29 protein-coding genes are annotated in these 25,683 nt (G+C 66.7%); 17 read left to right on the forward strand and 12 right to left on the reverse strand.

The window, feature by feature from the left end; translation table 11 throughout:
• Positions 1 to 129 precede the first annotated feature (129 nt).
• The 6 genes from cls (at position 130) to H9L41_RS14905 (ending at position 4,235) form a co-directional block, all read left to right on the forward strand.
• On the forward strand, positions 130 to 1,569 hold the full coding sequence (gene cls / locus H9L41_RS14880; protein ID WP_084299688.1) for a cardiolipin synthase: 1,440 nt from the start codon (positions 130 to 132) through the stop codon (positions 1,567 to 1,569).
• 906 nt (positions 1,570 to 2,475) lie between these two features.
• Positions 2,476 to 2,673, forward strand: a complete 198-nt coding sequence (locus tag H9L41_RS14885; protein WP_028444490.1) for a CsbD family protein — start codon at positions 2,476 to 2,478, stop codon at positions 2,671 to 2,673.
• A 118-nt stretch (positions 2,674 to 2,791) separates the two neighbouring features.
• On the forward strand, positions 2,792 to 2,953 hold the full coding sequence (locus tag H9L41_RS14890; RefSeq protein WP_028444491.1) for a DUF1328 domain-containing protein: 162 nt from the start codon (positions 2,792 to 2,794) through the stop codon (positions 2,951 to 2,953).
• A 75-nt stretch (positions 2,954 to 3,028) separates the two neighbouring features.
• Positions 3,029 to 3,325 carry a DUF883 family protein gene (locus tag H9L41_RS14895; protein WP_028444492.1) on the forward strand — a complete coding sequence of 99 codons (297 nt, stop codon included), beginning with the start codon at positions 3,029 to 3,031 and terminating at the stop codon, positions 3,323 to 3,325.
• Between the two features lie 11 nt (positions 3,326 to 3,336).
• A complete protein-coding gene (locus H9L41_RS14900; RefSeq protein ID WP_034605860.1) occupies positions 3,337 to 3,903 on the forward strand; it encodes a ferritin-like domain-containing protein in 567 nt (188 codons plus the stop codon).
• Positions 3,904 to 3,968: 65 nt separating this feature from the next.
• Positions 3,969 to 4,235, forward strand: coding sequence for a hypothetical protein (locus H9L41_RS14905; protein ID WP_028444493.1), 267 nt, complete (start codon positions 3,969 to 3,971; stop codon positions 4,233 to 4,235).
• A gap of 198 nt (positions 4,236 to 4,433) precedes the next feature.
• On the opposite strand, the gene H9L41_RS14910 is transcribed toward H9L41_RS14905, so the two are convergent.
• A complete protein-coding gene (locus H9L41_RS14910) occupies positions 4,434 to 5,333 on the reverse strand; it encodes a LysR substrate-binding domain-containing protein (protein ID WP_028444494.1) in 900 nt (299 codons plus the stop codon).
• Between the two features lie 89 nt (positions 5,334 to 5,422).
• On the opposite strand from H9L41_RS14910, the gene H9L41_RS14915 reads away from it, so the two are divergent.
• The 6 genes from H9L41_RS14915 (at position 5,423) to H9L41_RS14935 (ending at position 11,063) form a co-directional block, all read left to right on the forward strand.
• Positions 5,423 to 6,253, forward strand: a complete 831-nt coding sequence (locus H9L41_RS14915; protein ID WP_265583800.1) for a DMT family transporter — start codon at positions 5,423 to 5,425, stop codon at positions 6,251 to 6,253.
• Positions 6,148 to 6,366 carry an EamA family transporter gene (locus tag H9L41_RS24960; RefSeq protein ID WP_265583801.1) on the forward strand — a complete coding sequence of 73 codons (219 nt, stop codon included), beginning with the start codon at positions 6,148 to 6,150 and terminating at the stop codon, positions 6,364 to 6,366. The genes H9L41_RS14915 and H9L41_RS24960 overlap by 106 nt, the downstream gene beginning before the upstream one ends.
• Before the next feature lie 101 nt (positions 6,367 to 6,467).
• Positions 6,468 to 7,304 (forward strand): presqualene diphosphate synthase HpnD, encoded by an 837-nt coding sequence (gene hpnD, locus H9L41_RS14920; protein WP_028444496.1) that lies wholly within the window; start codon positions 6,468 to 6,470, stop codon positions 7,302 to 7,304.
• A 235-nt stretch (positions 7,305 to 7,539) separates the two neighbouring features.
• Complete coding sequence (locus H9L41_RS14925; RefSeq protein WP_028444497.1) at positions 7,540 to 7,989, forward strand: hypothetical protein; 450 nt, start codon at positions 7,540 to 7,542, stop codon at positions 7,987 to 7,989.
• Entirely contained in the window at positions 7,976 to 9,286 is a 1,311-nt protein-coding gene (gene hpnE / locus H9L41_RS14930; protein WP_028444498.1) for a hydroxysqualene dehydroxylase HpnE, read from the forward strand. Before H9L41_RS14925 ends, hpnE begins: the two co-directional genes overlap by 14 nt.
• 154 nt (positions 9,287 to 9,440) lie before the next feature.
• Positions 9,441 to 11,063: a methyl-accepting chemotaxis protein gene (locus H9L41_RS14935; RefSeq protein WP_028444499.1), complete on the forward strand. Its 1,623-nt coding sequence runs from the start codon at positions 9,441 to 9,443 to the stop codon at positions 11,061 to 11,063.
• 516 nt (positions 11,064 to 11,579) lie between these two features.
• Here the strand turns inward: H9L41_RS14935 and H9L41_RS14940 are convergent.
• From H9L41_RS14940 to H9L41_RS14980, 9 genes are all read right to left on the reverse strand, one after another.
• Positions 11,580 to 12,371, reverse strand: a complete 792-nt coding sequence (locus tag H9L41_RS14940) for an ABC transporter ATP-binding protein (protein ID WP_028444500.1) — start codon at positions 12,369 to 12,371, stop codon at positions 11,580 to 11,582.
• A gap of 10 nt (positions 12,372 to 12,381) precedes the next feature.
• A complete protein-coding gene (locus H9L41_RS14945; protein ID WP_028444501.1) occupies positions 12,382 to 13,203 on the reverse strand; it encodes an ABC transporter permease in 822 nt (273 codons plus the stop codon).
• Positions 13,204 to 13,222: 19 nt separating this feature from the next.
• Complete coding sequence (locus tag H9L41_RS14950) at positions 13,223 to 14,191, reverse strand: ABC transporter substrate-binding protein (RefSeq protein WP_028444502.1); 969 nt, start codon at positions 14,189 to 14,191, stop codon at positions 13,223 to 13,225.
• 243 nt (positions 14,192 to 14,434) lie between these two features.
• Positions 14,435 to 15,082 (reverse strand): maleylacetoacetate isomerase, encoded by a 648-nt coding sequence (gene maiA, locus H9L41_RS14955; protein WP_028444503.1) that lies wholly within the window; start codon positions 15,080 to 15,082, stop codon positions 14,435 to 14,437.
• Positions 15,083 to 15,116: 34 nt separating this feature from the next.
• Complete coding sequence (locus tag H9L41_RS14960; protein ID WP_028444504.1) at positions 15,117 to 15,863, reverse strand: substrate-binding periplasmic protein; 747 nt, start codon at positions 15,861 to 15,863, stop codon at positions 15,117 to 15,119.
• A 446-nt stretch (positions 15,864 to 16,309) separates the two neighbouring features.
• Positions 16,310 to 17,290: a fumarylacetoacetate hydrolase family protein gene (locus H9L41_RS14965; RefSeq protein ID WP_028444505.1), complete on the reverse strand. Its 981-nt coding sequence runs from the start codon at positions 17,288 to 17,290 to the stop codon at positions 16,310 to 16,312.
• 271 nt (positions 17,291 to 17,561) lie between these two features.
• Positions 17,562 to 18,098 (reverse strand): VOC family protein, encoded by a 537-nt coding sequence (locus tag H9L41_RS14970; RefSeq protein ID WP_028444506.1) that lies wholly within the window; start codon positions 18,096 to 18,098, stop codon positions 17,562 to 17,564.
• Between the two features lie 147 nt (positions 18,099 to 18,245).
• The gene (gene hppD, locus H9L41_RS14975; protein WP_245589154.1) at positions 18,246 to 19,328 is read right to left on the reverse strand and encodes a 4-hydroxyphenylpyruvate dioxygenase; all 1,083 of its coding nucleotides are present in this window, start codon (positions 19,326 to 19,328) and stop codon (positions 18,246 to 18,248) included.
• Positions 19,329 to 19,542: 214 nt separating this feature from the next.
• Entirely contained in the window at positions 19,543 to 20,325 is a 783-nt protein-coding gene (locus H9L41_RS14980) for a phenylalanine 4-monooxygenase (RefSeq protein ID WP_034605862.1), read from the reverse strand.
• A 190-nt stretch (positions 20,326 to 20,515) separates the two neighbouring features.
• On the opposite strand from H9L41_RS14980, the gene H9L41_RS14985 reads away from it, so the two are divergent.
• Genes H9L41_RS14985 through H9L41_RS14995 form a run of 3 tightly spaced genes read left to right on the forward strand, consistent with a single transcriptional unit; the run spans position 20,516 to position 21,918 of the window.
• Positions 20,516 to 20,998 (forward strand): Lrp/AsnC family transcriptional regulator, encoded by a 483-nt coding sequence (locus tag H9L41_RS14985; protein ID WP_034605863.1) that lies wholly within the window; start codon positions 20,516 to 20,518, stop codon positions 20,996 to 20,998.
• A gap of 31 nt (positions 20,999 to 21,029) precedes the next feature.
• Positions 21,030 to 21,428: a VOC family protein gene (locus tag H9L41_RS14990; RefSeq protein WP_028444510.1), complete on the forward strand. Its 399-nt coding sequence runs from the start codon at positions 21,030 to 21,032 to the stop codon at positions 21,426 to 21,428.
• 13 nt (positions 21,429 to 21,441) lie between these two features.
• The gene (locus H9L41_RS14995; protein ID WP_028444511.1) at positions 21,442 to 21,918 is read left to right on the forward strand and encodes a GNAT family N-acetyltransferase; all 477 of its coding nucleotides are present in this window, start codon (positions 21,442 to 21,444) and stop codon (positions 21,916 to 21,918) included.
• An 81-nt stretch (positions 21,919 to 21,999) separates the two neighbouring features.
• Here H9L41_RS14995 and H9L41_RS15000 read toward each other — a convergent pair whose 3' ends face one another.
• Together H9L41_RS15000 and H9L41_RS15005 are read right to left on the reverse strand one after the other, a co-directional pair.
• Positions 22,000 to 22,251: a hypothetical protein gene (locus H9L41_RS15000; protein ID WP_187523439.1), complete on the reverse strand. Its 252-nt coding sequence runs from the start codon at positions 22,249 to 22,251 to the stop codon at positions 22,000 to 22,002.
• A 550-nt stretch (positions 22,252 to 22,801) separates the two neighbouring features.
• The gene (locus tag H9L41_RS15005; protein ID WP_187523440.1) at positions 22,802 to 23,053 is read right to left on the reverse strand and encodes a hypothetical protein; all 252 of its coding nucleotides are present in this window, start codon (positions 23,051 to 23,053) and stop codon (positions 22,802 to 22,804) included.
• Positions 23,054 to 23,729: 676 nt separating this feature from the next.
• Between H9L41_RS15005 and H9L41_RS15010 the strand changes: the two genes are divergently transcribed.
• Together H9L41_RS15010 and H9L41_RS15015 are read left to right on the forward strand one after the other, a co-directional pair.
• On the forward strand, positions 23,730 to 24,227 hold the full coding sequence (locus H9L41_RS15010; RefSeq protein ID WP_051318634.1) for a GNAT family N-acetyltransferase: 498 nt from the start codon (positions 23,730 to 23,732) through the stop codon (positions 24,225 to 24,227).
• Positions 24,228 to 24,371: 144 nt separating this feature from the next.
• Positions 24,372 to 25,667, forward strand: coding sequence for a type II toxin-antitoxin system HipA family toxin (locus H9L41_RS15015; RefSeq protein WP_265583802.1), 1,296 nt, complete (start codon positions 24,372 to 24,374; stop codon positions 25,665 to 25,667).
• Positions 25,668 to 25,683 lie beyond the last annotated feature (16 nt).

The raw sequence follows: 25,683 nt of genomic DNA on the forward strand, positions 1-25,683 counted from the left end.
GCCGCCCTGCGGCACGGCGGCGATGCGGCGCACCGGAAGGAGCGCCGCTCGAGCGGACGTGGCGGTATCGATACCGGCGATCCCGGGATGCCCGCGGACCGAACGCAACGGCAGGCAGGAGAACCGGCCATGCACCCCGAATCGCGCTTGCACGGCGCCTGGCTAGCGACCCGGCGTCACTGGCTGCTGGCCGCCGTACTGGCCCTCGGCCTGCTCGCTTCCTGCGTCGGCTGCGCCAGCCTGCCCGAGCTGCACGAGCAGGCCCAGGCCGCGCCGGTCGCCACCCCGCAGATGCGCGGCGCGCACGGCGTGCTGCCGCAGGCCCAGCGCGCGGCCATCCTGGCCCGGCTCAAGCGCGAACGCGGCGACATCGACATCCTCGAACGCCACGTCGCGCTCGAGGGCGCGCTGGTCGGCAGCCCGCTGGTGCTGGGCAACCGTACCACCCTGCTGCTCGACGGGCCGGACACCTATGCGGCCATGTTCAAGGCGCTCGAAGGCGCGCGCGACCACATCAATCTCGAGGTCTACATCTTCGAGGACGACGAGATGGGCCGCCGTTTCGTCGACCTCCTGCTGGCCAAGCAGGCCGAGGGCGTGCAGGTCAACATCCTGTACGACAGCATCGGCTCGCTCGGCACGCCGGCCGCCTTCTTCGACACGCTGCGCCAGGCCGGCGTGCGGGTGCTCGAATTCAACCCGGTCAATCCGCTCAAGGTGCGCAAGGAGTGGCTGCTCAACAACCGCGACCACCGCAAGCTCTTGATCGTCGACGGCCAGACCGCCTTCCTCGGCGGCGTCAACATCAGCCACGTCTATTCCAGCGGCAGCAGCTTCTCCCGCAGCCGGCCCAAGCCTGCGGCCGACGGCAAGCCGGTCACGCCGTGGCGCGACACCCATCTGCAGATCGACGGCCCGGTGGTGGCCGAATTCCAGAAGGCCTTCCTCGACACCTGGCAGCGCCAGCACGGCGAGCCGCTGCCGGCGCGCAACTACTTCCCCGGCAGCCCGCCGCGCGGCAACGACCTGGTGCGCGCGGTCGGCAGCCGCGCGGCCGACGACCACAGCCTGCTCTACGCCGCGCTGATCTCGGCCATCGTCAGCGCCGAGCGGCGGGTCTACGTGACCAACGCCTACTTCGTGCCCGATCCGCAGCTGGTGCAGGCGCTGCAGGACGCCGCCCGCCGCGGCGTCGACGTGCGGCTGATCCTGCCCGGCAAGACCGATTCGTGGATCACCTACCATGCCGGCCGCTCGCACTACGCCGAGCTGCTCGAGGCCGGCGTGAAGATCTACGAGCGGCGCCATGCGCTCCTGCATGCCAAGACGGTGATGATCGACGGCGTCTGGTCCAGCGTCGGCTCGACCAATCTCGACTGGCGCAGCTTCCTGCACAACGACGAGCTGGACGCGATCGTGCTCGGCGCCGGCTTCGCCGACCGGCTCAAGGCGGCCTTCCTGCGCGACCAGGCCGAGTCGCAGCGGATCGGCGCGGAGGAATGGGCGGACCGGTCGCCGATGCTGCGCATCAAGGAATGGAGTGCGCGGCTGTTGGAATATTGGTTGTAGTCGCTTGAATATGGATGCGCCGGTTGAGCACGACCTGCAGCGACAGCGCCCGGCAAAGCCGGGCGTTTGCCTTTGGAGCGGGCTGAACCGTTGGGCGCTCCCCTGATTCATCCCTACTCCCCCGCCCTCGCCGCCGCGAGGGAGCCTCGCTGACGCTCGTCAGTGACTCTATGAACCCGACAGCTAGGCATCGCGCTGCCAGACATGACGACCGACCACAACGCTTCACTGCCCACCCTCTCCTCCCGGGAGAGGGCAGGGTGAGGAAGCGACGGCCCAGGATGAAATGCAGGTCATTGGCGGCACTGCGTTAAAGCCCCTCTCTCGTGCACGGGAGAGGCACCCATTTCTGCCATGCAGAAATGGGGAGGGTGAGGGCAGGTTCTACGAAGAACAGCCCCATCCGGCCCTCCGGACCGCCTTCTCCCGCGCGCGGGAAAATTGGAAGGGGCAGCATTCAGCTAGCAGTGAGCATTCGACAGGCGCTCCCTCACCCTAGCCCTCTCCCGGGGGAGAGGGGACGACAGCGCGGACTGACGTGGCTGCGGTTTGAATGAGGGGTTTGGCAACGCCAAGCATGACGACCGACCGCAAAGCCGCACTGCCCCACCCTCTCACCCCGGGAGAGGGCAGGGTGAGGGAGCGACGGTTCAGGATGAAACGACAGTCATGACAACACGATCGACAAAGCCTCTCCCCTGCTCATCAAGCCCCTCCCTCGCTCGCAGAATTTACACCCCGTCCCGGTAACTCTTACTGCCCGCCACCCCGCAAAGCCCGCAAAAGCGCCGATCTCCGTCGTTTTCCGGCCTGGCACAGCGCTTGCAAAACCGTACTCAGCCAGGACATCGGTTCAGGCCGACGGAAACGTCATCCACCCACCCGATCCGTGCAAAGGAGTACGACATGAACTGGGACCGCATCGAAGGCAACTGGAAGCAAATGACCGGCAAGGTCAAGGAACAGTGGGGCAAGCTGACCGACGACGATCTCGACGTGATCGCAGGCAAGCGCGACCAGCTGGCCGGCAAGATCCAGGAAAGCTACGGCATCACCAAGGACGAAGCCGAGAAGCAGCTGAACGACTGGGAACGCCGGATCTGAGCGTGACCGGTCCGGCGCGGCGGCGGCCCTCGCCCCCGCCGCGCCGCCCACTCCCGACCGCGGCCGCAGGCCCGCTCGCCGTTGACGGCGGCCGCGGTCCATCAGAAGGAGAGACACCATGCTGCATTACGCCGCCGTCTTTTTCGTGATCGCCCTGATCGCCGCCGTGTTCGGCTTCGGCGGTATCGCCGCCGGTGCCGCGGAGATCGCCAAGATCCTGTTCTTCATCTTCCTGATCGTGTTCGTGGTCACGCTGGTGATGGGCCTGTTCCGCCGCTAGCGCCACGCCCCTCGCCCGCCGCCGGCCGGCCGATCGAGGCCGGCCGGCGCCGCCCACCGAACAAGGAGCAACAGCATGACCACCCCGTCCACCCCCGCCAAAGAACAACTGAAGACCGACCTGGGCCAGGTGAAGTCCGACCTCGGCCAGGTCGTGCAGGAAGCCCGCGCCGCCATCGCCGGCGCCACCCACGACGCGATGCACAAGCTCGGCTGCACGCGCGACCAGCTGGCCGACCGCTATCACAGCATCGAGCACGCCAATTACCAGTACGTGGTCCGCCATCCGGGCCGCAGCCTGGCCGCCGCCGCCGTGATCGGCATCGCCATCGGCTACCTGCTCGGCCTGCGCCGCGGCGGCGGCCAGGATTGAAGGAGATCGCCATGGCCACCCCGATCCTGAGCGACGTCGCCACGCTGCGCGCCCGCGCGCGCCAGCATCTCGAGCAGGGCGCCGTCACGCCCGGCTACCAGGCCGACGTCGACGCCGTGGTGCAGCTGCTCAACGAAGCGCTCGCCACCGAACTCGTCTGCGTGCTGCGCTACAAGCACCACTACTTCATGGCCACCGGCCTCAATTCCGACAGCGTGGCGGCCGAGTTCGCCGAGCACGCCGGCCAGGAGATGGAGCACGCCGACCAGATCGCCCGCCGCATCGTGCAGCTCGGCGGCACGCCCGACATGGCGCCGGACACGCTGACCGCGCGCAGCCACGCCGAATACGTGGTCGGCGGCTCGCTGGTCGACATGATCCGCGAGGACCTGGTGGCCGAACGGATCGCCATCGACAGCTACCGCGAGATGATCGCCTGGCTCGGCGAGCGCGACCCGACCACCCGCCGCCTGCTGGAGGACATCCTGGCGGTCGAGGAGGAACACGCCGACGACCTGGCCGGCCTGCTCGACACCGTGCAGCCCGCCATGCCGGCCGCCCTGCTGATGCCGCACTGAACGCGCCGCGACGGTCCCGGCGGCCGCGGCGGCATTCGACCCAACGAACAGGAAAGGACACCACCATGACCCGCAACACGATCGCCCTGGCCCTGGGCGCCGGTCTCGGCGCCTTCATCGCCAGCGTCTGGTGCGTCGAGCGCCGCACCCTGGCCGAAGACCGCAGCCGCAAGCGGGTGCCGAAGGCCGAGCTGCACAACTGGGAGGGCGAAGGCGGCAACGTGCCCGACGTGCCGACGCCGACCGGCAGCTCCAGCACGCTGTCCTCGGCCACGCCGCCGCGCACCGCGGCGCCGCAGTCGCGCAATGGCGGCGGTAGCACCACCCATTGAGCAGGCCGTCAGCGGCATCGCCGGCCAGTCCTACGGCGCTCCGCCGCACAGCCCTCGCTGCCCGTCGCATGACTGCAGGAGCGGCATCGGCCGCGAATGGCGATCGTTCCAGCGTCGTCGTTCGCGGCTGAAGCCGCTCCTACGCCTCTTCCGCGCCGGCCGCCGATTCGAATCGCACGACCGCGATCCGCCGCCGGTTCAATCCAGTCCCGCCAGAAACCCCGCCAGCGCCCTGACCGTCGGCGTCAGCGACGCCCACTCGCGCACGCAGATCTTCAGCTCGCGCTCGGCCCAGTCGTCGCTCAGCGCCACCAGCGCCAGCCCCATCGCGTCGCGGTAGCCCTGGCCGGTGCTCTCCGGCACCAGCGCCACGCCGGCGCCGCCGAGCACCAGCCGGGCGATCGCGGCGAAGCTCGGCGCGCGGGCGCGCACGTGCAGTTCCAGCCCGGCCAGCGCGGCCATGTGCTCGACGAAGCGCTGCATGGCGCTGCCGTCGGGCAGGCCCACCAGCGGATGGCGCGTCAGCTCGCGGAAGCTGCAATCCGGCCCGGCCGCCAGCGCGTGGCCCGGCGGCGCCAGCACCGCCAGCCGGTAGCGGCCCAGCGGCAGCACCACCAGGCCGGGCGACTCGTAGCCGCCGTCGATCACGCCCAGGTCGGCCTCGCCGCGCTCGACCGCCTGCGCCACCTCGCGGCTGGGCCGCTCGACCAGCGTCACGTCGAGATAGGGATGCTCGGCCAGGAAGCGGCCCAGCGCAGCCGGCAGCACCGTGCTGTTGGCGGTGGTGTTGGCCCACAGCTTCAGCTGCTCGCGCCGCTGGCCGGCCAGCCCGTCCATCGCCGCCTGGGCGTCGTGCGCCGCGCGCAGGATGCGGCGTGCATGTTCGAGCAGCGCCTCGCCGGCCGCCGTCGGCCGCACGCCGCCGGCATGGCGCTCGAACAGCGCCAGGTCGAGCCGATCCTCCAGCTGGCGCAGCCGGCTGCTGACCGCCGACAGCGCCAGCGGCAGCGCGGCCGCCGCGCGCGACAGGGAGCCGGCCTCGGCGACCGCGATCAGCACGCGCAGGTCGGTCAGATCGAAGCGCTGGGGTTTCGTCATCGACGCAGGCCTCTTCGAAAAACAGGCATTCTCCGCCGCCCAGCAGCCGACGACAATGCAGCCATCCCGCTGATTCGACGCCCATCGCCATGTCCGACGCCCAGACGCTGCCCTTCGCCGATCCCGCAACCGAACCGTGGTACCACGACGGCCGCATGCTGGCCATGCTGTCGGCCGCGGCGTTCTCGCTCAAGGCCATCTTCGTCAAGCTCGCCTATGCCGCCTACCCGGTCGACGCGGTCACGCTGCTGCTGCTGCGCATGTCCATCGCGCTGCCGGCCTTCGTCTGGCTGGCCACCGCCGGCAGTCCGGCGGCGAAGCGGCAGCCGCTGACGCGGCGGCAATGGGGCGGGCTGATCGCGCTGGGCCTGCTCGGCTACTACCTGTCCAGCCTGTTCGACTTCATCGGCCTCATGACCATCTCGGCCGGGCTGGAACGGCTGATCCTGTTCACCTACCCGACCGTGGTGCTGCTGCTCGAGGCGAGCTGGCGCAAGCGGCCGGTGCCGCGCGGCGTCTGGCTCGGCATGGCGCTGACCTACCTCGGCCTGGTCGCCGCCTTCGGCCACGACCTGCGCCACCAGGGCGAGCTGGCCGCGGTGCTGGTCGGCGCCGGCTGGGTCTTCCTCAGCAGCCTCACCTACTCGGGCTACTACCTCGGCACCGCGGCGCTGATCGGCCGGGTCGGCTCGGCCCGGCTGGCCGGCATCGCCGGCGGCGCGGCCGCGCTGTTCGTGATCGCCCACTTCGCGCTCACCCACCCGTTCACCGCGCTGGCCGCGCTGCCGGCCGCGGTGTGGGCTGGTCGGCCGCCATGGCCATCGTCTCGACCGTGCTGCCGATCTGGCTGGCGGCGCGCGCCGTGGAGCGGCTCGGCGCCGGCCACACCGCCGCGATCGGCGCGCTGGGCCCGGCGCTGACCATCGTGTTCGGCTGGATCATCCTGGGCGAGGCCTTCTCGCTGATGCAGCTGGCCGGCATGGCGCTGGTGATCGGCGGCGTGTGGTGGGTGGGGCGCAGCAAGGCGGGCTGACGGAAAATCGCCCGGAAAGCGCGGCCCGATGCGGTCCCGGCCGCGAACGCGCGCGGAACCTGGGCTAGAATCATGCCAACCAGATTTTCCGCGGCGCCGACGTGACCCCAGATCAATATTGCGAAGACAAGGCCGCCCAGAGCGGCTCCAGCTTCTACTACAGCTTCCGCTTCCTTCCGCTGGAGACGCGCCGCGCCATCACCGCGCTGTACGCCTTCTGCCGCGAGGTCGACGACGTGGTCGACGAGACCCACGACGACAACGTCGCCCGCACCACGCTCAACTGGTGGCGCCAGGAAGTCGCCAACCTCTACGCCGGCCAGCCGCAGCACCCGGTCACCCGCGCGCTGCAGCCGCACGTGGCGCGGCTGGCGCTGCCGCAGCAGCAGCTGCTGCAGGTGATCGACGGCATGGAGATGGACCTGACCCAGGCGCGCTACAACCGCTTCGACGATCTCAAGCAGTACTGCTACCTGGTCGCCTCGGTGGTCGGCCTCTTGTCGGCGCGCATCTTCGGCGTCAGCGACGACAAGACCTACGTCTACGCCGAGAAGCTCGGCCTCGCCTTCCAGCTGACCAACATCATCCGCGACGTCGGCGAGGACGCGCGGCGCGGCCGCATCTACCTGCCGGTCGAGGAGCTGCAGCGCTTCGACGTGCCGGCCGCCGACATCCTGGCCTACCGCGAGACCGACAATTTCCGCAAGCTGATGGCCTTCCAGATCGAGCGCGCCGAGGCGCTCTACCGCGAGGCGCTGGAGGCGCTGCCGCGCGCCGACCGCCGGCCGCAGCGGGCCGGCCTGGTGATGGCCGCGATCTACCGCGCCACGCTCGACGAGATCAAGCGCGACGGGCCGCAAAAGGTGCTGAACCAGCGCCTGAGCCTGACGCCGATCCGTAAGCTCTGGCTGGCCTGGAAAACCTGGTGGCTTGCGTGAGGGCTACTTATAGTGGCCGCGGTGCGGGAACGACGGTCCGTGCAGGTTCCCGGCAAAGCCGGGAACTTAGCTTCGGTGATTCCCAACCGTGGGCCCTCACCCTGATTCACCCCAACTCCCCCGCCCTCGCCGCCGCGAGGGAGCCTCGCTGCGCTCGTTCGCATGTCGCTCGACCCTATGTGCATGCGCCGCCTGAGTCTTGCCGGCCTTTGGTACGGCCATCGCTAGCCCGCCCATGGACAAGCTGCCCTTCTCGCCCTGGTACCTGGTCTTCTCCGCGCTGGTGATCGTCGCCATCCTGGTGGCGGGCTGGTTCGAGATGCGCCACGCCGACCGCATCGCGGTGCGGCGGCGCAAGATGCGCGAGGCGCTCGAGCAGTTCCGCATCGTGCGCAGCTATGCGCGCGAGGATGCCGACCCGGAGCTGTTCCTCTACAGCGCCGACAATTCCAAGCGCCTGGTCGAGCTCGACAACCAGATCATCAAGTACGGCCACGGCTCGTCGAGCTGGCTCTACTTCATGCCCGAGCGGCGGCTGTTCTTCATCCTCGAGCTGGTCGCCATCGAGCCCGCGGGCGAGCTGCACTTCATCACCAACCTGCATCCGATCAAGCCGGAGCGCGCGCGCAAGGTGCTGACGCGCTACCCCGAGCTGTACAAAGAAATTTTCCGTGAAGAGATCTGAGCGCGTCGCCGTGATCGGCGCCGGCTATGCCGGCATGGCCGCCGCGACCACGCTGGCCGCGGCCGGCGTGGCGGTCGAAGTGTTCGAGGCCGGCCCGCTGCCCGGCGGCCGCGCCCGCCGCGTCGAACTCGACGGCCTGGCGCTGGACAACGGCCAGCACATGGCGATCGGCGCCTACCGCGCCCTGCTCGGCCTGGTCGCGCAGGTCGGCCTCCGCGAAACGGACGCCTTCGTCCGCCTGCCGCTCGAGCTCGACGTGCAAGCCGGCCCGGCACGCGCCTTCCGGCTGGCCTGCCCGCGCCTGCCGGCGCCCCTGCACACGCTGGCCGGCCTGCTGCGCGCCGAGGGCCTCGACTGGCCGGCGCGCTGGGCCGCGATCCGCATCATGGCCGCGGCGCGGCTGAGCGGCTGGACGCTGGCGCAGGACTGCAGCGTGGCCGACTGGCTGGCCGCCCATCGCCAGCCCGAGGTGCTGGTGCGCTGCCTGTGGGAGCCGCTGACGCTGGCCGCGCTCAATACCCCGATCGCCACGGCCAGCGCCCAGGTGCTGCTCAACGTGCTGCGCGACAGCATGGGCGCCGACCGCGCCGCCGGCGACTTCCTGCTGCCGCGGCTCGACCTGTCGGCGCTGTTCCCCGAGGCCGCCGCAACCTATCTGCAGGCACGCGGCGGCCGGCTGCACTGCGGCGCGCTGGTGAAGCGGCTGGCGCGCGAGGCCGGCGGCTGGCGGCTGGACCGCAGCGATGCAACCTTCGACGCCGTCGTCGTCGCCCTGCCGCCGCACCGGCTGGCGATGCTGGCCGAGCAGGCGCCGGCGCTGGCCGTACCGGCCGCGCTGATCGCCGATTGGCAGTGGCAGCCGATCTATACCGTCTACCTGCGCTATCCGGCCGGCACCCGGCTACCCAAGCCGATGCTGGGCCTGGTCGGCACCACCGCGCAGTGGCTGTTCGACCGCGGCGCGCTGTGCGGCCAGGACGGCCTGATCGCCGCCGTGGTCAGCGCCGAAGGGCCGCACGAGGCCTGGAGCCAGGCCGAGCTGGCCAGACGGGTCGCCGGCGAGATCGCCCGCGCGCTGCCGCAGCTGCCGGCGCCCGAGTGGCACAAGGTGATCGCCGAGAAGCGCGCCACCTTCGCCTGCGTGCCCGGCCTGGCGCGGCCGGCCAACGCCACCACCGACCGCACGCTCTGGCTGGCCGGCGACTACACTGCCGGCCCCTACCCCGCCACGCTCGAAGGCGCGGTCCGCAGCGGCCGCGCAGCGGCCGAGGGCGTGCTGGCCGGCACGGGGTCGTAGGAGCGGCTTCAGCCGCGAACGGGCATTCGTGTCGCGGCCGCCCTTCGCGGCCGACGCCGCTCCGACCGCGGGCTCGGCCCTGCAGGCTCCCCGGCAGAGACGCCGTTCGTCGCCTATACCGTCAGCTGACGTTACCACGACCGGATGTAGCTCCATGACCAGCCTCAGCCTCAAAGCCCGCCTGATCGCCATCGCCGTGTTCACCCTGATCGGCATGATGGTGCTGACCCTGATCCTGCTGCTGGCCCAGCGCGCCAGCCTGATCGACGCCCGCAAGCTGCAGTTGCAGTACCAGGTGAAGACGGTGGCGGCCCAGTTCGCCCAGCTCGAGCGCGAGGCCGCAGCCGGCAAGATCAGCCGCGAAGAGGCGCAGCGGCTGGCGCGCGAGACGGTCAACCACACCAGCTTCGGCGAAGGCGACAACTACTTCGTGTTCGACCGCAACATGATCGAGCTGGCCACCTCGATCACCCAGTTCATCGGTTCCGATCTCAACAAGGTCACCACCCCGAGCGGCCTCAACCTCGGCCGCGCCTGGACGAGCGCGCTGGCCTCGGGCCAGGGCTACCTGGATTACGCCTTCCCGCGCAAGCAGGGCGAGACGCCGGCGCCCAAGATCGGCTACGGCGAGCTGTTCGAGCCCTGGGGCTGGTACATCGCCACCGGCGTCTATGTCGACGACATCGAGAACCAGTTCTGGCGCAGCGTGCTGCAGGCGCTGCTGGGCCTCGCCGTGGTGATCGGCGTGATCGGCGGCGCCATGCTGGCGATGGGCGGCCGCATCCTGCGCCAGCTCGGCGGCGAGCCCGACTATGCGGCGCGCACCGTGCGCGAGATCGCCCAGGGCAACCTGACCGTGCCGGTCGCGGTCCGCGCCGGCGACCGCAGCAGCCTGTTGGCCAGCATCGCCGCCATGCAGGCCGACCTGCGCAACACCATCCACGACATCCACGGCAAGTCCGACACCGTGCGCGACGAGGCCGAACGCATCCGCCACGATGCCGGCCACGTCGCCGCGGGCTCGAGCCAGCAGTCGGACGCCGCCGCCTCGATGGCGGCCGCGATCGAGCAGCTCACCGTCAGCGTCAGCCACATCAGCCAGAGCGCGGCCGAGGCGCTGGCGCTGACCGAGGCGACCCGGCACGAGTCGCAGGCCGCCAACGCGGTGATCGAGCGCGCCGGCGACGAGATGGGCAAGATCGCCGAGGGCGTCGACGCCACCTCGCGCAGCCTGACCGAGCTGGACCGCCATGTCGCCGACATCTCGCGCGTGCTCGGCGTGATCAAGGACATCGCCGAGCAGACCAACCTGCTGGCGCTGAACGCCGCCATCGAGGCGGCGCGCGCCGGCGAGACCGGCCGTGGCTTCGCGGTGGTGGCCGACGAGGTACGCAAGCTGGCCGAGCGCACCGCGCAGTCGACGCGCGAGATCGCCGCCATGACCGACGGCATGCAGGCCAGCGCGCGCACCGCGATCGCCACCATGGAGACCGCGGTCAGCCGCGTCGGCGCCGGCGTCGAGCTGGCGCAGTCGTCGAGCCAGGCGATGCGCACCATCGAGCAGAACGCGCTGCGGGTGGTGACGGTGAACCAGGAGATCTCCAACGCGCTGCGCGAGCAGAGCCAGGCCAGCAACCAGATCGCCGGCCGGGTCGAGGTGATCGCCAACATGTCGGAAGAGAACGCGCAGTCGGTGCGCAAGGTGACCGACGCGACCCGCTCGATGGCCGAGCTGGCCAATGCGATGCAGGCGGCGGTGGCTCGGTTCCGGACCTAGCTGTCTGGATTGGCTGTGGTGTGTGGACGACGGCCGATGCAGGCACCCGGGAAACCCGGGTGCTCAGCGTCGGCTCGGGCTGACACAGCGGTCCGCCCTGTTTCAACCCGACTCCCCCGCCCTCGCCGCCGCGAGGGAGCCTCGCTGACGCTCGTCAGTGAATCTGCGAACCGACAGCTAGGCATATCGCTTCGCTGATGCCGGATCAGGTGCCGACGTTCGGCCGAGATCAGCATTTAAAGGGACTTACATAAGTCCCTAAGCGCGCTGAGAGTCGATTAGCCCCTCTCCCGTGCACGGGAGAGGTACCCGTTTCTGCCATGCAGAAACGGGGAGGGTGAGGGCTGGTTCTACGAAGAAACTTCCTTATCCGACCCTCCGTGCCACCTCCTCCCAAGACCGGGCAACCTGGATGCCGATCGCAGGAGCGGCTTCAGCCGCGAATGGCCGCCGTGCCCGTGCCGCCGATTCGCGGCTGAAGCCGCTCCTACGTGAACCCCTCCAGGCCGACGCCGCCTAGTCGGTCGTCAGCCCGGCCCGCTCCACCGCCTCATGGCGGTACTGCTCTTCCATCACCAGTTGCGCCAGTTCGCGCTTGAGCGCGTTGAACTCGGCCGAGCTCGAATCGCGCGGGCGCGGCATGTCGACCGCCACGTCGCGCTTGATGGTGCCGGGCCGGTAGGTCAGCACCACGATGCGGTCGGCCAGGTAGATCGATTCCTCGATCGAGTGGGTGACGAACAGGATGGTCTTGCCGAACTCGTCCCAGATGCGCAAGAGCTCGTCCTGCAGGCTGCGCCGGGTCAGCGCGTCGAGCGCGCCGAACGGCTCGTCCATCAGCATGATCGGCGAATCGAGCGCCAGCACGCGGGCGATCGCCACCCGCTGGCGCATGCCGCCCGACAGGTCCTTCGGGTAGCGGTCGCGGAATTCCTTGAGTTTGAGCTTCTCCAGCAGCGAGGCCACCTTGGCCTCGATCTCGGCCGCCGGCGCCTTCTTCACCTTGAGGCCGAAGGCGATGTTCTGCGCCACCGTCATCCACGGGAACAGCGCGTATTCCTGGAACACCATGCCGCGCTCGGGGCCCGGCTCGGTCACCCGCTTGCCCTGCACCACGATCTCGCCGGCGCTGGGCAGCGAGAAGCCGGCCACCGCGTTGAGCAGCGTCGACTTGCCGCAGCCCGAAGGACCCAGCAGGCAGACGAACTGGCCGGCCGGGATCTCGAGGTCGATGTCGCGCAAGGCGATCACGTCGTCGCCGGGCGTCTTGAAGACCTTCTGCACGTTCTTGATGCTGATCTGGCTCATGGTCGGCCCCTCACGATTCGATACCGCGGTGCCAGCGCAGCAGGTGGTTGTTGAGCCGGCTCATCGCCGTGTCGATCGCCAGCCCGATCAGGCCGATCGAAAACATGCCGGCGATGATCTTGTCGGACCAGAAGTACTCGCGCGCCTCGAGGATGCGGAAGCCCAGGCCGTTGTTGACCGCGATCATCTCCGACACGATCACCACGATGAAGGCGGTGCCCATGCCGATGCGCGCGCCCGACAGGATGTAGGGCGTGGCGGCCGGCAGCATCACCCGGGTGAACATGGTCGCCTGGTCGACGCCGAGATTGCGGGCGGCGCGGATGTAGATCGAATCGACCTGGCGGACGCCGGCGATGGTGTTCATCAGGATCGGGAAGAAGGCCCCGATGCTGATGAGGAAGATCGCCGGCGGGTTGCCCAGGCCGAACCACAGGATCGACAGCGGGATGTAGGCGATCGGCGGGATCGGCCGCAGCACCTGGATCAGCGGGTTGAACACCGCATAGACCCGCTTGCTGGCGCCCATCAGGAGGCCCAGCGGCAGCGCCAGGCCGCCGCCGATGGCGAAGCCGACCAGCACCCGGTAGAGGCTGCCGATCGAATCGGCGATCAGCTCGCCCGAGAAGATCCACTTGAGGTAGCTGCCCTGGTTCGGGTCGTAGGGCAGCAGCGGCGTGGCGTACTCGTACCACTTCTGCAGCACCGCCCAGGGCGAGGGCAGGATGTGCGGGTTGATCCAGGCCAGGCTCGCCGCCAGCTGCCACAGCAGCACGGCGGCGAGCGGGACCACGGCGCCGACGAGGCCGGCGCCCAGTTTCTTCAGGTTCATGTGCGTGGTCCCGTCGCGCTTACTTCATGCCCAACGACTTCTTGGCGTTGGTGAGCAGGTCGAGCTTGACCCAATCCTTGGCCACCGGCGGCTTGGCCATCTTGCCCACGCCGTACTTGACCATCAGGTCGGTGGTGATCTGGATGTGCTCGGTGCTCAGCTCGTAGGCGTAGGGGCTGTTGCCGATCGCGTCCTGGAAGTCGTCGGCGGTGATCTGGTTCTTGAACATGGTGAAGCGCACGTAGTTCTCGGCCAGCTTGGGGTCGTCCATGAAGGTCTTGGTCGCCTGCACGAAGCACTTGATGAACTTCTCGGCCAGCGGCTTGTTGGCGTACAGCTTCTCGGTCATCACCAGGGTGCGGATCGGCTCGCCCATCGGCGTGTCGTAGGGCTTCATCAGCTCGTCGCCCCAGCCCTTGTTCAGCGCCTGCGAGGCCTGCGGCTCGCTCTGCGCCATCGCGTCGATCTGCTTCTGCATCAGCGCCTGGTTGAGGTCGGCGAAGGGCATGTAGACGATCTGCACATCCTTGCCCGGCTGGTCGGACCAGGTCAGGTTGAACTTGGCCAGCTCGGCCAGCAGCAACAGTTCCTGCGCGCCGCCGCGGGCGACGCCGACCTTCTTGCCCTTCATCTGGGCGATCGACTTGATGCCCGAATCCTTGCCCACCACGATGCGCGCGCCGCCGCGGGCGAAGCCGGCCACCGCCACGATCGGCACGCCGGCGGCGCGGCCGGCGATCGCGGCATCGGCCGCGCTGGCCGCCACGTCGACCTCGCCGGCGATGATGGCCGGCATGATGTCGAGCCCCTTGGCGAACATCCGCTCCTCGACCTTGATGCCGCACTTGGGCCCCATCTCCTTGAGGTAGGACACCGCGCCGTAATGGGCGAAGCGCAGGTTGCCGAGCCGGATCACGTCGTCGTCGGCGCGCACGCAGGTCATGGACAGCGCGGCAGCGGCGGCCGCGAGGGTGGCGAGCAGTTTCATCGGGGGTGTCTCCTTGGTTGTTCGTATCGGGCCGGCCCGGGACGGCGCGGTGGCCAATCCATCTTATGCAATAGGCTTGCCAGGCGACACGAAGAATCCGAAAACTGCGCACAAGCACCTGATCCATAAACGAAAAACGCAGCCCCTGGGCTGCGTCTCATCGATCGGTGCGCGTTGCGGCGCGGCGGGAATCCGCACGGGCGCCGACCGGCGCTGGCGGAATTCCGCCGCGGCGGAGCGGGGCTACTCGGCGTCCGCCTGGCGCGCCGGCGCGGTATCGGCGAAGGCCGGCAGCGCCGCCAGGTGGGCGTCGATCGCGGCGATGCGCGGATAGGCGGCCAGGTCGACCTTGAAGCGGCGCGCGTTGAACACCTGCGGCACCAGGCAGACGTCGGCCAGCGTCACCGCGTCGCCGTAGCAATGGCGCGCGCTGCCCAGCCGCTCCAGCTCGGCCTCGATCGAGGCGAAGCCGACCTCGATCCAGTGGCGGTACCAGGCGTCGGCCTCGTCCTGGCCATGGCCCAGCGTGCCCTTGAGGTATTGCAGCACGCGCAGGTTGTTGATCGGGTGGATGTCGCAGGCCACCGCCAGCGCCAGCGCGCGCACCCGGGCGCGGCCGAGCGCATCGGCCGGCAGCAGCGCCGGCTCGGGATGGCGTTCGTCGAGGTATTCGCAGATGGCCAGCGACTGGGTCAGCGTCGCGCCGTCGTCGACCAGCGCCGGCACCAGGCCGGCCGGGTTCAGCGCACGGTAGTCGGCGCCGTGCTGCTGGCCGCCGTCGCGCAGCAGGTGGATCGGCACGGCGTCGTAGTCGAGGCCCTTGTGGGCCAGCACGATGCGCACGCGCCAGGCGGCGGAAGAGCGGAAGTAGGTGTAGAGGGTGCGGTTCATGGGGTTCGGGCCATGGAGTGGAATCGGTTGGGGATCAGTGGGCGTAGAGCCGGTACAGCCGCTCGAGTTCGCCTCGCTCCTGCAGCGCGCGCACCGCGGCGTCGAGCCGGTCGAACACCGCCTGCGGCACGTGGCGGCCGACCACCAGGTGCTGCGGCTCGACCGCGAACACCGTCGGCAGCAGCTTCACCCGGTCGGTCGCACCTTGCTCGCGGATCAGCTGCAGCAGCAAAAGTTCGTTGTGGTAGAAGAAGCGCCCGCGGCCGCCGAGCAGCTTGCGCAGGTTGATCGCGTTGTCGCTGGCGCCGTCGTCGAGCCGCACGCCGTGGCGCGACAGCAGCTCGACGAAGGACAGCCCGCTGGTGACGATGACCGGATCGGCGCGAGACAGCCGGGCCAGCGCATCGAGGTCGGCCACCGCCGCGTTGTCGCCGGCCACCACCGCCACACGGTGGCGGATCGGGTACAGCGGCGTCTCGACGAAGCGCAACGTCTTCTCGCGCCGCGGCAGGTGCACCAAAGCACAGAACACGTCGAGCTGGCCGGCCTCGAGCCGCCGCTCGACCTGCGGCACCGACAGACGCCGGGCCAGGCCGCTGAAGCGCAGCGCGCCGTCCTGCCGCTCGATGGCGGCCAGGATGTCCGGGCACAGGCCGGTCGGCGTCTCGCCCCGGTAGATGTACTTGGGGGCCACGCTGTCCTGGCCCGAGCTGCGCAGCACCACCTCATCCGCCATGGCGCAGCCGAACAGGCCGAGCGCCAGCCATGCGATCCATCTCATCCCTGCCCCGCTACGATCGTTACGACGCTACAGCGTAGCTGAGGAGAGCCAGATGAAATAGGTTACGCGGGAGATCGAGGTGCAGCGCGGGCGACCGGCAAAGCCGGACGCTATCGATTCACGAGAACTCGACCGATGGGCTCTCCCCTGATCGATTCCTACTCCCCCGCCCTCGCCGCCGCGAGGGAGCCTCGCTAGCGCTCGCTCGCATATCTTTCCATCCCAAACGCAACACACGTGCTGCCACAGGCGCAGCCCCGGCGAATTGCACGCAAGGTCGAAAACACAGCAAACGAGCGTCAGCGAGGCTCCCTCGCGGCGGCGAGGGCGGGGGAGTCGGGTGGAATCAGGACGAGCCGCTGCCCGAGCCCTCACGAACCTGGAGCGCCCGGCTCCGCCGGGCGCCTGCAACCAAGGCCGGCGCTCAGCGAAAGCCGATCAAACCTCTAGGCGAGCACCACGGTCTGCTCGATCGAACCGAAGATCGACTTGCCGTCGCTGTCCCACATGTCGATCTTCACGGTGTCGCCGGCCTTGAGGAAAGGCGTGGACGGCTTGCCCTGCTCGATGGTCTCGATCATGCGCACCTCGGCCAGGCAGCACGAACCGCGGGCGCGGTCCTTGTTGGAGATGGTGCCCGAGCCGACGATCGAACCGGCGCCGAGCCGGCGCGTCTGCGCCAGGTGGGCGATCAGGTCGGCGTGGCTGAAGGTCATCTCCTCGCCGGCGTTCGGCTCGCCGAACCATTCGCCGTTCAACCAGACGCGCAGCGGCAGGTGCAGGCGGTCGCCGTGCCAGTGGCCTTCGAGCTCGTCCGGCGTCACCGCCACCGGCGAGAAGGCACTGGCCGGCTTGGACAGCACGAAGCCGAAGCCCTTGGCCAGCTCGGTCGGGATCAGGTTGCGCAGGCTGACGTCGTTGACCAGCATCACCAGCCGCACGTGCTTGGCGGCGTCGGCGGCGCTGGTGCCGATGGCGACGTCGTCGGTGATCACCGCCACCTCGGCCTCGAGGTCGGTGCCCCAGGCCTCGTCGCGGATGGTGATCGGGTCGCGCGCGCCCAGGAGGTCGTCCGAACCGCCCTGGTACATCAGCGGATCGCTGTAGAACGACGGCGGCATCTCGGCGTTGCGCGCCTTGCGCACCAGCTCGACGTGGTTGAGGTAGGCCGAGCCGTCGACCCACTGGTAGGCGCGCGGCAGCGGCGCGGCGCATTCGGCCGGGTCGAAGGGCTTGGCGTCGTGGTCGCGGCGGCCGGCGTTCAGATCGTCGCTGACCTGGCGCAGGTGCAGCGCGGTATTGGCCCAGTCGTCGAGCGCGGCCTGCAGGGTGGCGGCGATCTCGGGCACTTCGACATAGCGGGCCAGATCGCGGCTGACCACCACCAGGCGGCCGTCGCGGCCGTGTTTGAGGCTGGCGAGTTTCATTGGGGTGTCCTGTGAGGCGTTAAGCGTCAGTGAAATGTAGGGTTGGTCGGCTTGGGGCCCGGTGAAACGTGAAAAGTGAAACGTGAGAACCCCATCCCCACCCCGGCCCTCCCCTTGAAGGGGAGGGAGTCGGCCGTGCCTGACTGGACGATCGCAGAACGTCGAGCCATCGCCGCACAGCCCCTTCCCCTTCAAGGGGAGGCTGAAGCGGCCGGCGTAGGCTGGGGGATGGGGTTACGTTTCACATTTCACGTTTCACCTTTCACGGCCTTCAAGCTTCGCTGCCATCGTGCATCCAGCGCGCATGCTGCGGCGCGCGCTTGGTTTCGGCCCACTCGTTGAGCATGGCCCATTTCACTTCGTCGAGCATCTTCGCCATCTTCGGCGTGCCGGTGTTCACGCACAGCTCCAGCCGGTGGCCGTTGGGATCGAAGAAGTAGATCGACTTGAAGATGGTGTGGTCGGTCGGCCCGATCACCTGGATGCCGTCGGCCTCCAGCCGCGCCTTGGCATCCAGCATCTGCTCCATCGAGCCCGCTTCCAGCGCCAGGTGCTGGGTCCAGGTCGGCGTGTTCTCGTCGCGGCCCATCGGCGGCCGCGTCGGCAGCTCGAAGAAGGCCAGCACGTTGCCGTTGCCGGCGTCGAGGAACACGTGCATGTACGGGTCCGGCTCGCCGGTCGAGGGCACCTTGTCCTCGGCGATGGCCAGGATGAAGCGCATGTCGAGGTACTTGCCGTACCACTCGACCGTCTGCTTGGCGTCCTTGCAACGGTAGGCGACGTGATGAATCCGTTTGATTTCGACCATGGGGTCCTCCTGTCTGCGACAGGTTACGAGTAAACCGGGTTCGAGGAACCCGTAGGAGCGGCTTTAGCCGCGAACGGCCGTCGCGGCCACGGCACCGATTCGCGGCTCAAGCCGCTCCTACGGGTGCCGTGCATCACTTGTCACGCCTTACGCCGCTTCCTTCTCGGCCGGGATCACGCCGCGGCGCACCTGATCGAGTTCGATCGATTCGAACAGCGCGCGGAAGTTGCCCTCGCCGAAGCCCTCGTCGCCCTTGCGCTGGATGATCTCGAAGAAGATCGGCCCGATGCAGGTCTCGGTGAAGATCTGCAGCAGGAGGCCGCCGCCGGGCGCGCCGTCGAGCAGGATGTTGTTCTTGTGCAGGCGGGCGACGTCCTCGCCGTGGCCCGGCAGGCGCTTGTCGAGCAGCTCGTAGTAGGTGTCCGGCGTCGACAGGAACTTCACACCGCGCAGCTTCAGCTTCTCGACCGTCTCGTAGATGTTGTCGGTGGTCAGCGCGATGTGCTGGATGCCCTCGCCCTTGTAGGCGCGCAGGTATTCCTCGATCTGGCTCTTGTCGTCGCTCGACTCGTTGATCGGGATGCGGATCTTGGCGCAGGGGCTGGTCAGCGCGCGGCTCTTGAGGCCGGTCAGCTTGCCCTCGATGTCGAAGTAGCGGATCTCGCGGAAGTTGAACAGCGTCTCGTAGAACGAGGCCCACTTGTCCATCGCGCCGCGGTGCACGTTGTGCGTCAGGTGGTCGATCACCTTGAGGCCGCAGTCGTTGCGCTTGAGCGCTTCCTCGGCGCCCTCGATCGGCACGAAGTCCATGTCGTAGATCGAGGCCTTGCTGTTGCCCTCGTAGCGGTCGACGAGATACAGCAGCGAATCGCCGATGCCCTTGATGGCGGGGATGTTGATCTCCATCGCGTTGGGCCGGCTCTCGACGCCCCAGGCGCCGAGCTCGAGCGCGCGCTCATAGGCCTTGGCGGCGTCCTTGACGCGGAAGGCCATGGCGCAGGCCGACGGGCCGTGCTGGGCGGCGAAGCGCGCGGCGAAGCTGTGCGGCTCGGCGTTGACGATGAAGTTGATGTCGCCCTGGCGGTACAGCGTGCAGTCCTTGGAGCGGTGGCGGGCGACGGCGGTGAAGCCCACCAGCTCGAACAGCTCGCCCAGCGCCTTGGTATCAGGTCCGGTGTACTCGACGAACTCGAAGCCGTCGGTGCCCATCGGGTTGATCGCGTCGGTCATTGCTCTCTCCATGATGATGTTAGGGGTGAGGGGTGAGGCGTGAGGGGTGAGGTGTAACCCCATCCCCACCCCCGGCCCTCCCCTTGAAGGGAGGGAGTCGTGTTGTGGCTTGTATGACGATCACTGCCAATCGGTTTGGCGCTTCCTGCCCTCCCCCTTCAAGGGGAGGCTGGGTGGGGGATGGGGTTACACCTCACCCCTCACTCCTCACGCCTCACAGCAATCCGTGCCCTTGCGCCCAGGCGTAGAAGCTCTCTTCGAGCTGGTCGAAGCTGTCGATCACGAACAGCTCCTCCTGCATGTGCCAGATGTCGTACGGCTTGTTGGCGATCACTTCGAGGTCGAACGGCAGCTTCTTCGGGCCGTCGGACAGGCTGTAGAGCACTTCCTTGGGCGAGGACAGGATGCCGGCGCCGTAGATGCGCAGACCGGCCGGATTGCGGATCAGGCCGTATTCGACGGTGAACCAGTAGATGCGCGGCAGCCAGTCGCGCGCGGCCGGGTCGATCTCGGGATTCTCGAAGGCGGCCACGCCGGCGCGGCCGAATTCCTCGAAGAAGGTGCAGAAGCGCGGATTGACCAGCAGCGGCGAATGGCCGAGCAGGTCGTGGAACATGTCCGGGCTCGGCGTGTATTCGATCTCGTCGGGCCGGCGGATGAAGTCGGTCGACGGGAAGATACGCTCGCTCAAGAGCTTGAAGAACTCGTAGTTCGGCACCAGGCCGTCGACCCGCATGATGGTCCAGCCGGTCTGCCGCTCGATGGTATCGCTGATGTCGGCCAGCCGCGGGATGTGGTCGGGCGGGAAACCGACGGCGTCGAGCCCGGCCAGGAACTCGTCGCAGGCCCGGCCCGGCAGCACCTTCTGCTGGTTGGCATACAGCTGCGCCCAGGTGTGGTGCTCGATGTCGGTATAGGCCGGGACCTCGACCTCGTGGATATTGCGGTAATCGGGGATGCAGTCCTGCATGCCGCGAGGGGCGACGGCGCTGTCCATCTCGAATGTCTCCATGTCGTGCCGGACCGCATTGGCAGCCCCGTCGGCAGTGCGATGCGGGGCGGCGATCCAGGCTGATTCTGATGCCGCAAGGATACGAATTAGTCCACGCAATGTGCTTGCAAATTCCGTGCGCGAGCAGCGCAGCATTGGCATAAAATGCCAAATATCCATCAAAGTGCGCACGAAAATGATCGAGCTGGACAAGACCGACCTCAAACTGCTCGCCGCGCTGCAGGCCAACGGCCGGCTGACCAACCTCGAGCTGGCCGAAATGATCAACCTGTCGCCCTCGCCCACGCTGCGCCGGCTCAAGCGGCTGGAGCAGGAAGGCGTGGTCGCCGGCTATGTCGCCCTGCTCGACCCGGCCCGCATCGGCCTCGGGCTCGAGGCCTTCGTGCGGGTGATGCTGGACAAGCGCGAACGCCAGTTCGCCGCCTTCGCCCAGGCGGTGCAGCAGTGGCCCGAGGTGGTCAGCTGCCATGCGATGGCGGGCGAGATGGACTATCTATTGCGCGTGGTGTTCGAAGATCTGGCGCACTTCTCGCGCTTCGTGATGGATACCTTGCTGCAGCATCCGGGGGTGGTCGACGTGAAGTCGAGCTTCGTGCTGGAGGCGATCAAGCAGACGACGGCGCTGCCGCTCGATCATCTGGCGCGCTCGCGCGGATGAACGGAACGGCCGAACCGGGATCGGAGCCGACATGAGCCATGCACCTGCGCTTTCCGCCAGCTTCGTCATCTATGCGAAAGATGTCGCAAGAGTGGCGGCGTTCTACGAACTCACGCTCGCCTTGCCGCTGCTGGAGACAGGGCCGGGATTCATCCTGCTGGGCAGCGGCGCCATCGAGCTCGCGGTGGTCCAGATTCCCGATGCGATCGCAACCGAGATCGACATCTCGACGCCGCCCTACCTTAGGGAAGAAACGCCGCTGAAGTTCTCGTTCCTGGTGCGCGATCTCGAGCAGGTTCAGCGCCTGGCCATGGCCGCGGGCGGCGGCACCCAGCCGCTCGGCGCGGCCTGGCATTGGCGCGGCCAGTTGCATCTCGACGGACACGATCCCGAGGGAAACATCGTTCAATTCCGGCAGATCGCCGGCTGACTTCCGAAGACTCATGAAAATCACCCTTCGCCCGGTCACCAAAGAAAATTTCGACGCAATCGCCTGCCTGAATCTGCTCGATCATCAACGCGACTATGTCGCGAGCAATTCCTATTCGATCGCGGAAGCCAGCTTCAACCCGTTCCTGACGACCCGCGCCGTTTACGCCGGTGAATTGCCCGTCGGCTTCATGATGTATCTCAATCCGGAACAGGATGACGAAGAAGCGGGCGCGTACGGCATCTGGCGATTCATGATCGATTCGGCGCACCAGGGCAAAGGCTATGGCCGCCAGGCGCTCGCTGCCTTGCTGGACGAGATTCGGGCGAACGCCGATGTGCGTAGTATTTACATCTCGTACATACCGGGAAATGAACTCGCCAAGCGCTTTTATGCGAGCTTTGGGTTTCGGGAGGTGGGGATCGATGAGGAGGGGGAGATGGTGGCGGTGCTGTCTTGCCAATCGAATGATTCGGTCTTTGCGAACTAGCTTAGCTAGCTAAAGCAGTGGGCACGCTTTATCGTGCCCACGCTGTTGCATCCGCGATAGCGGGAAGATCGATTCGGATCGTCAATACGAATCGGCCGTTTGCATCCTCTGTCGATCACGCTGGTGAGCCGAAGTGAAAACATCCAGCACGGCTCCGGACAGGATGGCCGCTGCGCTTAGCAAACCTGCGCGCAAATCCGGATCGAGCGGCTGGCCGCCTTCTTCGTGGCTGGCGGCATCATCCTGCGCTTCGCGATCGAAACAAAGCAGACGCGAAATGGCACTGAGTCCTTGCGCGGCTTGGTAGCAAGCCGTGGCATCCAGCCAGCTCAAGCGAGCTTCGTGCTGGAATTGCGTGTAGAGCGGTGCGGGGGATAGAGCGTAGACGAGTGTGATGCGGAACGGCGCGTTTCTTGAGCAGCCATGATGGCCTCCTAGCGGTTTCGTTCAAGTCGCACCCCGTGTTCAAGCGGGGTGGCCGGGTACTTGAACACCGCCGCTAGACGGCCCGCAGTTTTCCCCTTACGGGTCTTGTATGGCTGCGCGCTACCCGGCCATGAAAGAAATCATGGACGCAAAAAATCCCCGGTGTCGGATGCTTGGGGAGACCGCTAGCGGAAGGTGTGTTCAGCACCTAGACAGGAATCTATCCGTTTACCCAGGCAAGGTCAATTACCCGGGAAGCCTATAGGCTATAATTAAGCAAAAAATCCTTAAGGCACTCTCAGTGGGCTTCGCGCCGTACCGCCTAACTGACCCGCCTGGCAATTTTCGACACATTAAATATCCGGGTCAGCTACCATAAACCGACGCATTTCCTTTGGCTTAAAGACTTCTTGAATTTGGTTGCTATCCTCAAGCAATCCGATGGCATCCATCCATGTCAGAATTGGACAGTACCGATATTTATAAAAATCAACAACCATTTCACTTCCCCCGCTGCAGCATACCGACCCAAAGTCCAAGCCAGTGCTTCCAGCTCCAAACCAATAGTTGTAAGTTCTCCGTGAACAGCCTGTCGTTGCCGACCCATGTTTTCATCGATTACAACCCAACGGCCATAGCCAGCGACATCAGGAGAAGGGCGAGGATTATTTAAGGCCCAAGTACCTAAAGCAGAGATGATTTCAAACATCGACTTAAGAGCCGACTCAGGCTTATGCTGTTCTGTAGACGTAGTAGGGGCCAAGGCCAGTAGCCCATCGATTCTCGATGAGATATTTGATAGTACACGTTGAATCTCTTCGAAATTCGCTTGCTCACGAACAAGATCAAGCTGCCTGGATTGCAGAATGACAGTAATTATTACACCGATAAAGGCCAGAAAAGAAAAAAGGGGATTTAGAAGTCCACCAACATAGTCACCAAGCCCCCCCAATCGCCTGGATCACCAGAGAGCCTGAACCATTGACCAGGGCCAAAGTTACAAGCATAGAGGCCAAAGACAATTAATGCAGCCAACGCACCAACCCACATTAGCCGCATAAGACCCAGGCCTATATCATTTGTAATAGACATCTTCATTTGCATTTTCCTATTTCTCAGGCATTACGTTACAAACACAAATCACTCGCCGGATCCGACTATACCTAGTTTCAACTTCGGCATATGCTAGAAATTCACCCCCATATGAGCCTGAGACTATCGTCGACACTCCGAACAAGGCCGCATAAGCGGCCAAATTCTCGCTCACCTCTGATTTATCGCACAAATCAGCACCAGATTCATCTGGATCATCGTCACCAGTATGTCGCGCAACAATCCGATCGAATCCACGATACATTCACGCTAACCACCTATAGGAGTCTTCAATGATCAAGGTTACCGTCGCCGACCCCGAATCACCCGAAGCTCATCAACTCCTGACCGACCTATCCGAAACCCTCCAGCAAATCACCGGCAGCAGCGGCACCGCCTCGTTCGACGTCAGCGACGTCAAGGTCGACCAAGCCTGTTTCGTCATCGCTCGCTCGGCCGACGGCGCCGTGCTTGGCTGCGGCGCGCTCCGCCCGCACGAACCCGGCATCGCCGAACTCAAGCGCATGTTCGCCGTGCCGGGCTCCAAAGGCGTAGGCAGCGCAGTCCTCTCCTTCCTCGAACGCCAAGCAAGCGAGTTCGGCTATGCCCAGCTCTGGCTCGAAACCCGGCGAGTCAATCAACGCGCCGTGTCGTTCTACGAGCGTCATGGCTATCGCCCCATCGCCAATTATGGCCGCTATGTCGGCAGGCCCGAGGCCATCTGCCTTGGCAAACATCTGCCTTTGCATGAGGCCGACACCACGGAAATGCATATAGCGCAGGCAATGTGAAATCGAATGTGCAGTCGATGTAGAACAAGATCCACGATACCGGCATCAACCGCATTGCGAATCCATACGCCAGCGGCCACTTGCACGAAAATCCATACAAATCACCATCGATTTCGCACCGAATCTTGCTAGAATTCTGTGCAAATGGACAACACATGCACACTTCAGCTCCACGCCGCCGGCGCTTGGCACGATGTGGCGAGCATCAGCCTGCTCGGGGCTGAAGAAGCAGGCTGGAAGGCCAGCACCTATTCCGGTTATGCCGTCGACTGGGCCTTCGCGCATCCGGGCTCGACCGACGCCCATGCAATGTGCGCTCGCTGGCCGGTCGGTCTGGCGCCGTTGGAACAGGAACACTGGCCGGTCTTCCTCATCGACCTGCTTCCCCAGGGATTCGGCCGGCAGGAACTGCTGCGCCGCATCGATCTGGCGCCGACGGCGGGAACCGTTGCGGACTGGAAGCTGCTGCTGGTCGGCGCCGGCAATCCGATCGGCAATCTGCGCGTCAAGGAGGCCGCCGATTGGCTCGCGGCCCATGCCGGGCCGCTGCGTGGATTCACCGATGCCGAGGTCGCCAAGCGAGGCGACGAGTTCATGGAATACCTGGCCTCGCATGGGCTCTTCGTCGCAGGGTCGTCGGGAATTCAGGGCGAGTGGCCGAAGATTCTCCTGACGCGAGCCGATGACGGGCTGCTGTACCTCGACCACTCCCTGCCGGACGAGCGGGCCGTAGCGCACTACATCGTCAAGTTCGGCCGCGGTACCGACCCACAACTCGAGCGCATCCTGCAGCACGAGGCACCCTACATGGGCATCGCCGGCCGACTTGGCCTGGCGGTCCATGCGCCGCTGGTGCCGTACCGGCGAGCGCTCTTCATTCCGAGATTCGACCGCTTGGCCCAAGGCGGAGCGGTGACGCGGCTTGCCCAGGAGAGCATCGCCACTCTCACGGGCATGCCGGGATTCGAAGCGGTGCCGAGTCACGACCAGGTCTGCGAAGCATTGATTCGGCATTGCACGGATCCGCAGGCCGATCTGCTCGAGTACATCAAGCGGGACATCGCCAACCTCGCTTTCCTCAACAAGGACAACCATGCGCGCAATACGGCCGTGCAGCGCGACTTCGACGGCCGCATCGCGCTCACCCCGCTGTACGACTTCGCGCCGATGTACCTGCATCCGGATGGCATCGCGCGGCGCATCCGGTGGGAGGACAACGATGGGGCAAGCCGGACTGGCGTCGCGTCGTCGATCGCGTGTGCGAACTCGGCACGCAGGTCCGGAAGCCGCGCCGGAAGAATGCCCCTCCGCCGATCGCGCGCGCACCGCTCGTCGCCGGCATCAAGGCGATGGAACCCGCGCTGCGGCGGATTGCGGCGGAAGGGGAAGCGATGGGACTGGAGCCCGATGTCATCAACCACCTGCGCCCGCACATCCTGACCCAGGCCGATGAGCT

The organism is Chitinimonas koreensis (assembly GCF_014353015.1).
GTDB classification, from domain to species: domain Bacteria; phylum Pseudomonadota; class Gammaproteobacteria; order Burkholderiales; family Chitinimonadaceae; genus Chitinimonas; species Chitinimonas koreensis.